Annotated in this window: 13 protein-coding genes; 7 read left to right on the top strand and 6 right to left on the bottom strand. The window is 60.8% G+C overall.

All coding sequences use genetic code 11. The annotated features are described in order from the left end of the window. Positions 1-71: 71 nt before the first annotated feature. Positions 72-1004 carry a LysR family transcriptional regulator gene (locus H4I99_RS03560; RefSeq protein ID WP_163904627.1) on the bottom strand — a complete coding sequence of 311 codons (933 nt, stop codon included), beginning with the start codon at positions 1002-1004 and terminating at the stop codon, positions 72-74. Between the two features lie 129 nt (positions 1005-1133). Here H4I99_RS03560 and H4I99_RS03555 point away from each other — a divergent pair, with 129 nt between their 5' ends. Continuing rightward, the gene (locus tag H4I99_RS03555) at positions 1134-1385 is read left to right on the top strand and encodes a DUF1127 domain-containing protein (RefSeq protein ID WP_163904625.1); all 252 of its coding nucleotides are present in this window, start codon (positions 1134-1136) and stop codon (positions 1383-1385) included. Positions 1386-1486: 101 nt separating this feature from the next. Further along, a complete protein-coding gene (locus tag H4I99_RS03550; protein ID WP_163904623.1) occupies positions 1487-2485 on the top strand; it encodes a VOC family protein in 999 nt (332 codons plus the stop codon). Positions 2486-2530: 45 nt separating this feature from the next. On the opposite strand, the gene H4I99_RS03545 is transcribed toward H4I99_RS03550, so the two are convergent. The 4 genes from H4I99_RS03545 to H4I99_RS03530 all read right to left on the bottom strand — a co-directional run bounded on the left by H4I99_RS03545 (position 2531) and on the right by H4I99_RS03530 (position 7883). Next, entirely contained in the window at positions 2531-2953 is a 423-nt protein-coding gene (locus H4I99_RS03545; RefSeq protein WP_163904621.1) for an Ivy family c-type lysozyme inhibitor, read from the bottom strand. 34 nt (positions 2954-2987) lie between these two features. Continuing rightward, positions 2988-6452: a chromosome segregation SMC family protein gene (locus H4I99_RS03540; RefSeq protein WP_163904619.1), complete on the bottom strand. Its 3465-nt coding sequence runs from the start codon at positions 6450-6452 to the stop codon at positions 2988-2990. Positions 6453-6530: 78 nt separating this feature from the next. After that, positions 6531-7208, bottom strand: coding sequence for a DsbA family protein (locus tag H4I99_RS03535; protein WP_163904617.1), 678 nt, complete (start codon positions 7206-7208; stop codon positions 6531-6533). A gap of 156 nt (positions 7209-7364) precedes the next feature. After that, the gene (locus tag H4I99_RS03530) at positions 7365-7883 is read right to left on the bottom strand and encodes a DUF721 domain-containing protein (protein ID WP_163904615.1); all 519 of its coding nucleotides are present in this window, start codon (positions 7881-7883) and stop codon (positions 7365-7367) included. A 271-nt stretch (positions 7884-8154) separates the two neighbouring features. On the opposite strand from H4I99_RS03530, the gene mutY reads away from it, so the two are divergent. From mutY to H4I99_RS03505, 5 genes are all read left to right on the top strand, one after another. Then, positions 8155-9258, top strand: a complete 1104-nt coding sequence (gene mutY / locus H4I99_RS03525; protein ID WP_425314352.1) for an A/G-specific adenine glycosylase — start codon at positions 8155-8157, stop codon at positions 9256-9258. A gap of 3 nt (positions 9259-9261) precedes the next feature. After that, positions 9262-9873: an HAD family hydrolase gene (locus H4I99_RS03520; protein WP_163904611.1), complete on the top strand. Its 612-nt coding sequence runs from the start codon at positions 9262-9264 to the stop codon at positions 9871-9873. A 102-nt stretch (positions 9874-9975) separates the two neighbouring features. Continuing rightward, positions 9976-10437 carry a MarR family winged helix-turn-helix transcriptional regulator gene (locus H4I99_RS03515; protein ID WP_163904609.1) on the top strand — a complete coding sequence of 154 codons (462 nt, stop codon included), beginning with the start codon at positions 9976-9978 and terminating at the stop codon, positions 10435-10437. A 46-nt stretch (positions 10438-10483) separates the two neighbouring features. Beyond that, entirely contained in the window at positions 10484-11650 is a 1167-nt protein-coding gene (locus tag H4I99_RS03510; RefSeq protein WP_342345154.1) for an NAD(P)-dependent alcohol dehydrogenase, read from the top strand. A gap of 313 nt (positions 11651-11963) precedes the next feature. After that, positions 11964-12326, top strand: coding sequence for a nuclear transport factor 2 family protein (locus tag H4I99_RS03505; protein WP_163904607.1), 363 nt, complete (start codon positions 11964-11966; stop codon positions 12324-12326). Positions 12327-12493: 167 nt separating this feature from the next. Here the strand turns inward: H4I99_RS03505 and H4I99_RS03500 are convergent, their stop codons facing one another. After that, positions 12494-13624, bottom strand: a complete 1131-nt coding sequence (locus H4I99_RS03500; RefSeq protein ID WP_163904605.1) for a site-specific DNA-methyltransferase — start codon at positions 13622-13624, stop codon at positions 12494-12496. Positions 13625-13754 lie beyond the last annotated feature (130 nt).

The following is a 13754-nucleotide window of genomic DNA, read 5'->3' as shown; positions in this document are numbered from 1 at the left end:
TGTTTTCCGACGCTTTACAGCAAATACGAATGCTTGGGAACGCCACATGCTGATCTTCATGCTGCAATGCATCATAATTGCGGCAGAGGCACGGAGAGCCCGGCCTCAGGCGAGAGGAAGGCCGGTCGCCCCTCGGGCGTCAGGCGCGCATTCGCCTCCAGCCAGTCCAGAAAGATGTGGGCGTTCTTCGTCAGCTTCCCGCGACGGGTGTCGTAGGGGCGGACATAGAAGCCTTCCTTGAACACCAGAAAGCCGGCAGGCGCGACCAGCGCACCGCTCGCCAGCTCCTCCTCGATCAGAAAACGCGGGGCAATAACCGCCCCCATGCCCATGCGCGCCGCCTCGAAAGCCAGATAGGAATGGTCGTAGGTCATCGCTTTTTTCCAGTCCACAGCGATGCCGGAGATCCTCGACCAGTTCGCCCAGACGATTTCCGCTCCGCGCCTGTCAATCCGGGTCGCAAACGAAAGGATAGCATCGGCAAACGTGTGGGGATGGGACGGAGACACGACAGGTCCCATATGCACATCGCCGAGCGAAACGGTGAAGGTCTCCTCCCCCATCGGCGTCAGCAGCCGGTCCCAGGACATGACGAGGTCGGGCGCCACCTCGAGCTCGCGGCTGCCGATCGGTCCGACAAGCCTGATGAGGATATCGATATCGGGGTGATCGATATTGAACCTCGATACCGTCGGAATGGCCCAGACACGGGCGAAAGTGGCGCTGACGGCAATCGTCACCGTCGACTGGTCGCTCCTGCCCCTCAACGTCGCATAGCCGCCCCGCATCTCCTCGAAGGCCGCGGTGACGACCTTGGCAAAGGCCTTTCCGCCGGGTGTCAGGACAAGGCCCGTTCCCTGCTTGCGGAACAGTTCTACGCCTGCATGGTCCTGCAGCTGGTGCAATTGCTTGCTGACGGCCGAATGGGTGCGGCCGAGCAGATCCGCAGCACCCGTCACGGATCCAGTGCGGAACACAGCCTCGAAGGCCAGCAGTGACGACAAGGGAGGCAGATGTTCCAACGAGACACTTTCTGTAACTTTTTCTCACAGAGTCAATTCTTATTATTCAATTTTCTGCCCGAGAAACAAGCGTATCCTTCCACCCATAAAAGTGACAGGAAGGCAAGATCGATGAAAATGACAGTATCGGGAGTTCCCCGCATAACCCAGAGCGTAGCCGTTAGCCGCAAAGGCCAGCAACAGGCGGTCGGTGTCCAGTTCGGACGCATGATGGCAACGCTGGAGGTCTGGTACGGGCGTTATATGGAAAGACGGCAATTGCGGAACGACCTTTCCGCCATGACGGATGAAATGCTGAAGGACTACCGCCTGACCCGCAAACAGGCAAAAGAGATCGCCAACGCGCCGTTCTGGCGAGCCTGAAATACGAGGCCGTGTGAAGGCGAAAAAACACACGCAGTTGTGAGATGCAGAGCGACCTGCCGCCGTGTATCCCGAACGGAACACAAGCGACAGGAAGTCTGATGAGCGCCGCCCTTACCCGAAGAACCCTTCTCCAGCTTTGCGGCGGCGTAAGCCTTGCCAGCGCCATGGCCGGCGCCCTTCGGGCAGAAGGACTGACTTCGCCCGTGGCACCCCAGACGCAAGCCGCTGGCCTGCCTTTCGCGCTCACCACGCCCCTTCATGTCGGCGAAGTCAGCCTCAGGGCCAAGGACATGGCGCTGCTCAAGCGCTATTACCAGCAGATGCTGGGCTTCGAGGTGATCCGCGAAGATGGCGATATGGTCACACTCGGAGCCGGCGGAACACCTCTCCTGAACCTGCTGAACCGGCCGAATGCAGAATATGAAGCTGGCGGCGAAGCCGGGCTCTACCACACCGCCTTTCTGATGCCGTCGCGGGCCGACCTGGCGAAGTGGCTGGTGCATGTGGCGATCAACCAGATCCCGCTTGTCGGCTTTGCCGATCACAGCGTCAGCGAAGCGGTCTACCTCGCAGATCCAGAAGGCAACGGCATCGAGGTCTATTCCGACCGCTCCAAGGAGGGCTGGGTATGGAACGAGGGCCGCGTGACCATGGGAACCAAGCCGCTCAACGTCGATGACATACTGCACAAGACCGGAACCGGCACGGACCGGGACGTCTACACAGGTGCGCCCCCGGCACTGAGGATCGGCCACATTCACCTGAAGGTGGGCACGCTTGAAAAGGCCCGCTCCTTCTATCAGGCGGGCCTCGGGCTGGACGTCACCTCGGGCTCAGACGAGCGCGGTGCGTCCTTCCTCTCCTCCGGCGGCTATCACCACCACATCGGCGCCAATATCTGGGAAAGCGAAAATGCCGGTCAGCGCAACGAGACCACGACCGGCCTCGACTGGTTCTCGCTGACGACGGCCGATGCTGGCATCATCGACCGGCAGAGGGAACAACTGAAGGCGCAGGGCTTCACCTTTGCCGAAACGGGTAACGGCATCGAGGCAGCCGACCCCTGGGGCACCCGCGTTCGTCTGGCAAAGGTCTGAAATCCGGGCGTCTGAGCAGCCGCCCGCTGAGGCCGCGAAAGGAGTTCAGCGCTCCAGCGCTTCCTTTTCCCCGGCGCTCGGATCGCCGAGAAACTGCTCCCCGCGCTTCTTGTCACGAACCAGTACGACGGCATGCTTGCCATCGGCGGAAAAAAGCACCCGCATTTCGCTGTCCACGCAGGTTCTCGGCTCGCAGGTCTTGAAGAACTGCATCGGGCGTCCTTCGACCTCCACCTTTTCCGAGGCAAGGGAAATATAGCGGGGATCGGTCATCATCGACTTCACCCAGACCGGCATCCGTTGCCTGCCCTTGATGAGCTTGGTCAGCGAGACACGATGCGGTTCGGAGGAGGCAAGCACGGAAGCGAGGAAGTTTCCGGAGAGCACCGGCTGATCGTCTGCCTGCCCGGAACGAGCAAGAGCGAGAAGAACGAATGCGGCAAGACTGGCGGTGATGGCAGCTTTCATTCGCATCCTGCCTGAGGTCTGCCGCATGTCGCGATCACACGACTTCTCGCTCGCGCAGCGCCTCCGCGGTCTGGAGGTCGACGGAGACGAGCTGCGATACGCCTTGCTCGGCCATGGTCACCCCGAACAGCCGGTTCATGCGCGCCATGGTGATCGGATTGTGGGTGATGACGACGAAACGGGTCTCGGTCGAAGCCGCCATCTCGTCCATCAGGTTGCAGTAACGCTCGACATTGTGGTCGTCGAGCGGAGCATCCACCTCGTCCAGCACGCAGATCGGCGCGGGGTTGGTGAGGAACACCGCGAAGATCAGCGCCATAGCCGTCAGCGCCTGCTCGCCGCCGGACAGCAGCGTCATGGTCTGCGGCTTCTTGCCGGGCGGCCGGGCGAGGATTTCGAGGCCGGCTTCCAGCGGGTCTTCGCTCTCGATGAGCTGAAGCTCTGCCGTGCCACCATTGAACAGATGGGTGAAGAGCCGCTGAAACTGGGCGTTCACCACGTCGAAAGCGGCAATCAGCCGTTCGCGGCCCTCGCGATTGAGGCTCTGGATCGCGCCGCGCAGCTTGCGGATTGCGTCGATCACATCGTCGCGCTCCTTAACCAGCGCTTCGAGCTTGTCGGAAAGTTCCTTCTGTTCCTCGTCTGCGCGAAGGTTGACCGCGCCGAGACGCTCGCGCTCGATCCGCAGGCGGTCGAGGTCGCGTTCCACTTCGCGAAGATCCGGCATCTCTGCCGGGTCCTTCAGGCCAGTCAGCCGGAACGCCTCGTGGGGAGGCACATTCAGGCCTTCCTGAATACGCTGCTCGGCCTCCTTGCGCCACTCGCGCGCCGAAACCAGACGTTCTTCCGCGCGGCCGCGCTTTTCCCTGCTTTCGGCAAGTTCTGAAAGGGCAGCAGCCGCCTTCTTGTCGGCTTCCCGCTGACGTCCCTCGGCCTCGATCAGGCGGTCGGCGGCTTCGCGCCTTGCCTTATCGGCCTTATCCAGTTCCGACAGCAGGGCGCGGCGTTTTTCGTCGAACTCGTCGGGCGCGAGTTCCAGCGCCATCATTTCGTCCTGGGCTTCCGCCTCACGTTCACGCAGGGTGGCGATATGGTCTTCCGCGCTTCTGGCACGGGCCTGCCATGTGGACCGCTCCTGCCGGATCGCCAGAATGCGACGGCGGCGGCTCTCGTCCTCGCGGGCAAGGCCTTCGAAACGGGCTCGCGCCTCGGCAAGCCTGCCGCGATCGGTGGCGACTTCGGCCTCGGCCTCGCGCAGACGACTGTCGAGCGCGGAAAGATCCGGCGTTTCCTCGATCTCTATCCGGGCGTTTTCTTCCTGTTCGAGAATTTCCTCGATCTGGCCCTTAAGGCCGTTGACGGCTTCCTCGATGACGACACGGCGGCGCACGAGATCGCCGGAGGCGCGCTCAGCCTGGGTCAGCGCTTCACGCGCATCGGCAAGGTGGCGAACCGAAAGGCGCTGCATCTCGCGCGCTTCCGAAAGCCTATCCTCCTCCATGCGGATCGCTTCCATCGCTTCCGCGAGACGTTCCTCGGCCTCGGACAGCGCGTAACGCGCCTCCTCGACCTCGCCCTCGATTTCGGCAAGACGGTTTTTCTGGGCCAGACGAAGCGCCGCAGCGCTCGGCGCTTCGGAACCCGTCACATGACCGTCCCAGCGATAGACCGCACCATCCTTCGTGACCAGTCGCTGGCCGGGACGAAGTTGCGACATCAGCCTCAGCGCCGCGGCTTCGTCTGCGATACCGATCTGGCGCAGACGGCGGGCAAGCGCGGCTGGCGCGGTCATGTGCGCAGCAAGCGGAACAACCCCTTCCGGCAGCGGCGGATCACCGGCACCATCGCCATTATCCGTCCAATGGGCCGGGGCGGAGGGATCCAGAGAACTGTCGAGATCATCACCGAGTGCGGCACCGAGCGCCGTTTCAAAACCACGGTCAACCGTCAGTTCGTCGGCAACAGGCGAAAAATCTCCGGCGGCGGCAGAGGCCAGCATGCGGCTGATCGTACGCGCCTCGGTTTCCAGCCCGTTGAGCTTCGAACGAGCAGCTTCAAGCGGTGCGCGCAGCATGCTTTCGCTGCGGCGAGCCTCGGCAAGAGCTGTTTCTACATCCGCGACGGCGACCTCGTTGTCTGAAAGCGTCTGTTCGGCCGCTTCCACCATTTCCCGTTTTTCTTCCGGGTCGGGAAGTGCAGCGATGCGGGCGGTGACCTGGTCCAGTTCGCGGGCAGCCTCTTCCGCCTGCCGTTCGATACGCTGGCGGCGGTCGGCAAGATCGCGGATCAGGCGTTCCAGCTGGTTGCGGCCGGCAGCAGCTTCGGCGCGCTCGGCGGTCAGCGCAGTGAACCGCTTCTCGCTCTCTGCAAGCGTCGCAGCGGCGGCCTCGAAAGTCTCGCGCGCTTCTTCGCCGTAGCGGCCGGCATCGGCAAGAATCTCCTCAAGCTCAACCTCTTCCGACGAAAGCCGTTCGAGCACTTCGGCGTTGTCCGCGACCATGCTCTCTTCGCGCCGGATGTCTTCCCCAAGCTGCGCCATCCGCCGGGTGAGCTCGTCGCGACGCTTGAGAAGGCGGCTCACCTCTTCGTCAAGCTGGGTACGGGCAATCTGCAGGCGCTGGAGGGCGGCGGCGGCGCGCGCCTCCTCCTCACGCAGTTCCGGCATCTTCAGGCTAGCAATGCCCTGGGCCTTAGCCGCCTCCATCTGCGCCTGCGCCTTTTCGGCTACGATGGCGGTTGCCTGGTTCAATGCGCTTTCCGCCTCGCCTTCAGCCTGCTTGGCCTGGCTCCAGCGGATATGCAGCAGGATGGCTTCGTGCGCGCGGATATCGGCAGAAAGCATCTTGAAGCGATTTGCCTGACGAGCCTGACGTTTCAGGCTCTCGATCTGGCTTTCAAGCTGGGCGGTGATGTCTTCTAGCCGTTCGAGATTGGTTTCGGCAGCACGCAGTCTGAGCTCCGCCTCATGACGGCGCGAATGCAGGCCGGAAATGCCGGCCGCTTCTTCCAGCAATTGCCGACGCGCCTGAGGCTTTGCCTGAATGAGTTCGCCGATGCGGCCCTGCCCGACCATGGAGGGTGAGCGGGCGCCGGTGGAGGCATCGGCAAAGAGAAGCTGAACGTCTTTCGCACGGGCTTCCTTGCCGTTGATACGGTAGACCGAGCCCTCGCCGCGCTCGATACGGCGCGTTACCTGGATTTCATCGGCGTCGTTGAAGGATGCGGGCGCGGTACGATCCGCGTTATCGAGGTAAAGACCGACCTCGGCGGTATTGCGCGCCGGACGGTTGCCTGAACCGGAGAAGATCACGTCGTCCATGCCGGACGCGCGCATGTTCTTGTAGGAGTTTTCACCCATCACCCAGCGCAGGGCTTCGACAAGATTGGACTTGCCGCACCCGTTAGGGCCGACAACGCCTGTCAGGCCTCGCTCGATGATGAATTCCGTCGGCTCCACGAAGGATTTGAAGCCGAGAAGGCGGAGACGGTTGAACTTCATTCAACCTCTCCGCCGACGAAGATCGGGAAATCGGCCGCACGTGTCCTGCCGCCGCCCGACATCAGTCCGAAGCGCGGATCAGAGCAGACTGTCGATGAGCGCCGACATGGTTTCAACCGACATGTCTCCAGAATAGCTCTTGCCATTGATCAGGAAGGTTGGCGTCGACTGGATGCCGAAATCCTTTGCCGCGTGGTCCCTGCCCGCCGTCACATCAGCGGCAAGCTGCGCGTTCGTCAAGCAGGCGTCAAAGCTCTCCTGTGTAAAACCACCAAGTTTCGACAGTTGCAGCATCGCCGCCCGCACATCGTTATCCGCCGGAGCGGCCCAGGCCATCTGCTGCTTCAGGAACATGGAGACGAAGGGGAAGTAGCGATCCTCCGGCGTGCAACGCGCCAGCATGAAGGCGGCGAGCGATGCGGTGTCGCGCGGGAACGGGAATTCGCGAAGGATGAAATACACCTTGCCGGTATCGATGTATTTTTCCTTGATCGTATCGAAGGTCTTGGCATGGAAATTGGCGCAATGCGGGCAGGTCATTGACATATATTCGACGATCTTGACCGGAGCGTTCGCGTCGCCGAGCGCCATGTCCTTCAGCGGGCCCGGCTTCAGCACTTCTTCCATGTCGACGTCGCGGTCCGGCTTCGGAATGTCAACGGCAGCCGCGGGAGAGGAAAACGCCACGCCGACACCGGCGACGGCAATGCCGCTCAGCAGGCTGCGCTTGGTGAGTTTAAGTTCAAGGTTCGACATGGGACACCCGTTAGAGCTGTTTTGAGTTTGAACCACCGTTATAATGCGACGCGGCCGCAAACAAGGCGGCGGGAATGCCGTTTCATCAAAGAATCGTGACCTTTTCACCGCTAACAGATTAATTCTTCTCCATGTTTGCGGTATGACGACAGTGCGTCAACGCTTACGCCGCGACAGCACACCGGTGCCGAGCCGCTCGATCGCCAGTCTCAGCTTCTCATCCTCGATCCCATCCATCATCGCGGCAAGCCTTTTCGCCTTTTCGCCTTCCAGCTTGCGTGGACGGGAAGGACGCAAAGAGGCCGTCGACACGGGTTTCTGGACAATGCGGATCTGACTGATCGCGGGATAACCAAAGAAGCCGTTGATACGAGCGATCAACTCTCCCTGGGCATGGGAAAGGAAAAGCGCCCGCGCGCCTTCGCAGGCAATCGTCAGGACACCGGGCCGATGGCCTCCCTCGTCACCCGGATCGCCGCGACGTGGCCAGGCGATCTTTTCCGGACGGGAACACTCGGCAAAGTTCTCACCGGCGATTTCGTCCCAAGACCCAAGTAGCGCAGTCGAAATACCCGCACGGCGCGACAGCACCGGATCGATGATTCCATTGGCGATTTCGGAGATCTGCAATTCTCCCCTACGCCTGAAGCGCTGAGACTTTTCAATTGGGGCCATGACCCGCATTCATCCTGTTCGAGAGGAACGAAGCATTTCGCCCCCATATAGCAGTCATTGAATTCCATACCACGTCTTGGCGACGCCGATCACGGGCGTCTCGACAAAAAGATATATCGCTGGAAAGCCTGTGTAAAAAGACGGAACGCGCGGCACAGGCACCTGCCCGTTGGCACGTTCCGTTCCCGGCACCGCCGAAGGGGGCCGCATTCCCCAACTTTTGCACAGGCGGCAATTGGCGAAAAGCGGCGCTGCCCCTATGTTCCAGCCAATGAACACCTCCCCCACTCCGACAACAGGGCGCACGCTCGCAGAAGAACTGCTCGACTGGTACGACCGCCATCACCGCGATCTTCCCTGGCGGATTTCTCCGTCCATGGCGGCGCGCGGCATCCGGCCGGAACCTTATCACATCTGGCTTTCCGAGGTGATGCTGCAGCAGACCACGGTTCAGGCAGTGAAGGCCTATTTCGCCAAGTTCGTGGCGCGATGGCCAACCATCGACGCACTGGCGGCCGCGCCCTCCGAAGACGTTATGGCGGCCTGGGCCGGCCTCGGCTATTACGCCCGCGCCCGAAACCTGAAGAAATGCGCCGAAGCGGTTGCAAGCCTTCATGGCGGGCGCTTTCCCGATACGGAAGACGGTCTTCGCAGCCTTCCCGGCATCGGCGACTACACCTCCGCAGCCGTCGCCGCTATCGCCTTCAACCGCCCTGCGGCGGTGATGGACGGAAATGTGGAACGGGTGATTTCCCGCCTCTTTGCCATCGATGCCCCCCTTCCCGGTTCGAAGCCCGCAATGAAGACGCGTGTGGCAGAACTGACGCCAATCGATCGTCCAGGGGATTTCGCGCAGGCGATGATGGATCTCGGAGCAACCATCTGTACCCCGAAGCGGCCTGCCTGCGCACTCTGTCCGTTTCGCGGCGACTGTCGCGCGCTCGACGGACATGATCCGGAACGATTTCCGGTCAAAGCCGCCAAGAAAGACAAGCCGATCCGTCAGGGGGCTGCCTTCATCGCCATCGACATGGAGGGCAAGGTGCTCCTGCGCCGCCGGGTTGAAACCGGACTGCTGGGCGGCATGACGGAGGTGCCGACGACTGCCTGGAACTCCCGCAAGGACGGCGAAACGGGAACCTCCGCGGCCCCCTTTTCCGCCGAATGGCAGGCCTGCGGCACTGTCACTCACGTCTTTACCCATTTCGAACTTCGCCTGAGCATCTATCGCTTTCATGGGCCGGCGCCCGAAGGCGCCGATGTTCACGGTTGGTGGGAGGATGTCGCAAATCTTGATGCGCAAGCCTTGCCAACCGTAATGAAAAAAGCGATTTCGCAGGCCATTCCGGAAGCCTTCCCGGTCAGCAGAGGATAATGCATGTCCGCCATCCGCCACATCGTCTTCGACATCGGCAAGGTCCTGATCCATTACGACCCCAACCTCCCATATTCGAAGATCATCCCCGACGAGGCGGAGCGCCGCTGGTTTTTCTCCAATGTCTGCACCAGCGCCTGGAATCTGGAACAGGACCGTGGAAGAAGCTGGGCCGATGCGGAGGCAGAGCTCATTACCCGCTTCCCCGATCGCGAAGCCGATATCCGTGCGTTCCGCAAGAACTGGCGCGCCATGGTTCCCTACGCCTACCAGGATAGTGTCGAGATACTGACGTCCCTCGTCGATGCAGGCCGCGACGTTACGATGCTGACCAACTTCGCCGCTGACACCTTCAGGGAAGCGCGCGAAATCTTTCCCTTTCTGAACCTTCCTCGCGGCGTTACCGTTTCCGGCGAGATCGGCCTCATCAAGCCGGATGTCGAGATCTACCAGTGCCATGCAGCGGATTTCGGGCTGGAACCATCGGCGACGCTCTTCATTGATGATGTGATGGAAAATGTCGAAGGCGCACAGGCCTCCGGCTGGCAGGCCGTGCAGTTCATCGGCGCCGAGCAGCTGAAAAGTGACCTCGCCAGCTTCGGCGTCACACACTGACCCGAAAGGCCAGATTTCGCCGGTTGCCTCAGTTTAGCAACCGCGCCACGATAGACGACCACCCCAAATCGGGGTGGCAAGATAATGGGGTAAAAGAAGAAAATGGTCAGGCCGGAAGACGCGGAACGACTTTGGGAATGCCTGCGCCGCATGGCGCCGCTGTTCAAGGTCGAATGCCAGATCATGGCAGACACACCCTATTCCAGCCTCAACCTCTCCGATCTATCGGTCATCGCATTCGTCGGCGCCTATCCTGACTGCACCATGGGCGATGTCGCCAACGAACTCTCCTCGCCTCTTTCGACAGCCACCACCGTCGTTGACCGTCTCGTCCGCAAAGGCCTGATCGTGCGTCGGCGGTGTGAGGAAAACAGGCGTACCGTCCGACTTCAGCTCACACCGCTGGGACAGCAGTTGCAGGATCGCATTACGGCCGCCAAACGAGCAAGCTGTGAGGCGGTGCTGGAATCCCTGAAGTCCGGCGATCGCGACATCTACATCGATCTTATGGAGCAGATTGCGGAGAACGCACAGTCTCTTCGCCGCGACGCAAAAATTCGATAGACGAACACTTCGTAATCCGTATAGTTATAAACAGGTCGCTTTTTGAGTGACCGGTTCGTCCCCCACCGAGCCCGGCATTCCGGTATCATCCGCCACCGGAATGCCGTTCGTGGCGGGAGAACTGTTGTTCAGTTCCACCACGCGTTGGAGGCTATCGATGATTGCGAAGGGCTATGCCGCATCCGAAGTAGGCGGCTCGATGATCGGGTGGACATTCGACCGGCGCAAACCGAGACCGGAGGATGTGGAAATCGACATCCTCTATTGCGGCGTCTGCCACTCCGACCTCCACCATGCCAGAAACGACTGGCAAAACACCGTGTATCCCGTTGTTCCCGGCCAGGAAATCATCGGCAGGGTTCTTGCCGTGGGTGGTTCGGTACGAAAATTCAGGCCGGGAGATATCGTCGCCGTCGGCCCCATCGTCGATGCCTGCCTCGAATGTGCCCACTGCGCCGCTGGCGAGGAGCAATATTGCCTCAACCGTCCTACCTTGACCTACAACAGCCGTGACCGGGTAAGTGGCGAAGTAACCTATGGCGGGTATTCAACCGGCATCGTCGTATCGGAAGAGTTCGTGATACGCCTTCCCCAAGGCCTTGCGGTGAACCGCGCAGCGCCGCTGCTGTGCGCCGGCATTGCCGGCTGGTCGCCACTGCGCCGTTGGGAGATCGGCGCTGGCAGCCGCGTAGGCATCGTCGGCCTAGGCGGCGTCGGACATATCGCGGTCAAGCTTGCGGTGGCGCTCGGCGCGCAGGTCACAGTCATCACATCATCGCCGACCAAAATCGAGGATGCACGGAAACTCGGGGCAACAAATGTGGTTCTCATCTCCGACGAGCAGGCCATGGCGGATGCGTCGGGCCATCTCGATTATATTCTCGACACGATCCCGGTCCCCCACGACCTTTCCATTTACCTCGACCTTCTGAGCCTCGAAGGCTCGCTCGTCATCATCGGAAGTCTGGGCAGCCATGGCACGATAAGACCGGAATCCCTATTGCGAGGCAGAAAGCAGATTTCCGTATCCATCGTCGGGGGCATAGCCGAGACGATAGAACTTCTGAAATTCTGCGCCGAACGTCAGATCCTTCCCGACACCGAGACGATTGCGATGCAGGACATCAACATGGCCTTTGCCCGCATGGAACATCGCGATATCAAATACCGGTTCGTGATCGACATGGCGACGCTGAAGGCTGAAATAGCCTGAGGGTTTGGCGCCCTACCCGTGCCTTGCAGAAAAGATCGCAAAAAAGTTCTGGCGCAGGCGGGACTGGCGGTTCCCATCCTGCGCCAGTCCAACCGCTAGCGCGGCCGAATTGGACTGTAGACACGAGCCAATAAAAGCTCGCGGCAGCGAACTTTCCGACTGTGTCGTTGCGGTTGGGAACCCTCCTCCCCGTCCGTTCTTATTTCCGAATATTCATATAAAGCAAAACTTGCCTGTAGCTGTCTTTCCGTCAATAGCCTTTCAGGGCTAGAACCGGGCCATTGATCCCGGTTTGCACAGAAAGGAATCTTGCGTGAGTTTCGACCCGGCCCATGCAGTGCGTGTTTTTCACGAAGCCATCAACGCACTCGACTTCGACACAATCGACGACTTCTTTGCCGAGGATGCGGTCTATGGTTCGGTCAAGGTCGGCGGACTGAAGGGCAAGCCTGATATCATGGCAGCCTTTCGCCGCTATTTCGAAACATATCCGGATCAGGTCGCAACCGACGAACTGATCGAAATCGTCTCGCCATCGGCCGCACGCTCGGTCTGGCGCCTGAAGGCTACCAATGCGCAGACCGGTGAACCCCTCATCCGCTTCGGCGAGGAAACGATAACATTCAACGCAGACGGTAGGATCATCTCGGTCGATGTGACCGACTACAAGGTTTGATCAAATGAAATGACGCCCGGTGCGTGGCACACCGGGCGTCAAGGTCTCCTGCCGGGACTAGAGGTACTTAACCGGCCGGAGAATTCTGGAAATCGGGTCGCGGCTATCAAAAGCTGGTGGATCGTCCGGTTCAAAACCTCGACCCGCCGCCGGTATTCGGCGGGGGATCAATCCAGCTTCGACATTCCGCTGCGAATGACAGCCCTGAGTTCGTCGATGGGTCGAAGAGCGCTCCCGTCCTCGAAGTGCCAAAAGGTCCAGCCGTTGCAGGCATCCAGTCCCTGGACGCGAGCGCCGAGGCGATGAATGGAGCCGGCTTCACCACCAGATGCAATGGTGCCATCGGCACGCACGATTGCCGAATGGCGACGACGCGCATCGGTCAGCACCTGACCCGGCTTGACCAGACCGCTCTCGACCAGCGTGTTGAACGCGACGCGCGGCTCGGCCTTCTTGCCAGTCATGACGGTGAGTTCGGCCTTGCCTAGCGGTTCGACAGAGGCGATGCGTGCCGAGGCAGCGTCGATATAATCCTGCTCGCGCTCGATGCCGACGAAATGGCGGCCGAGACGCTTAGCGACAGCACCCGTGGTTCCCGAACCGAAGAAGGGGTCGAGCACGATGTCGCCGGGCTTGGTGGAGGCCATGATGACACGGGCCAGCAGGGCTTCCGGCTTCTGGGTTGGATGCACCTTCTTGCCATCATCGCCCTTCAGCCGTTCGCCACCGGCGCAGATCGGGAAGAGCCAGTCGGAGCGCATCTGGACGTCGTCGTTCGACGCCTTCAGGGCATCGTAATTAAACGTATAGCCCTTGGCCTTGGCATCCGGAGAGGCCCAGATCATGGTCTCATGAGCATTCTGGAACCGCCGTCCCTTGAAGTTCGGCATCGGGTTGGTCTTGCGCCAGACGATGTCGTTCAGGATCCAGAAATTGAGGTCCTGCAACGTCGCGCCGACGCGGAAGATGTTGTGATAGGAGCCGATGACCCAGATGGTGCCGGTCGGCTTGAGAACGCGGCGGCAGGCGAGCAACCATGCGCGGGTGAAGGCGTCATAGGCCTCGAAGGATGCAAACTGGTCCCATTCGTCATCGACGGCATCGACCAGCGACTGGTCGGGGCGATGCAGGCTGCCGCCAAGCTGCAGGTTATAGGGCGGATCGGCGAAAATCGCATCGACGGACTTGTCGGGAAGCGCTTCGAGCGCAGCGACGCAATCGCCCTTGATGATGCTGTCGACCCAGGAAAAAGGATCGGTGGAACGGCGAAGATCGGCGAGCGGAAATACGGAAGCCATCGGATACTCACTGTTACGCTGACGCAGCACGGGGATACGAGGCTTATGGTTACCGAACTTGGTTACCAAAGGCTGAATGGCTGAGGCGAATTTCCATTGACGAGGATCAGGACGGCACAAGGAGTGCCGG

The organism is Paenirhizobium daejeonense (assembly GCF_014280875.1).
GTDB classification, from domain to species: domain Bacteria; phylum Pseudomonadota; class Alphaproteobacteria; order Rhizobiales; family Rhizobiaceae; genus Allorhizobium; species Allorhizobium daejeonense.
This window is presented reverse-complemented; position numbering and strand designations above follow the sequence as displayed.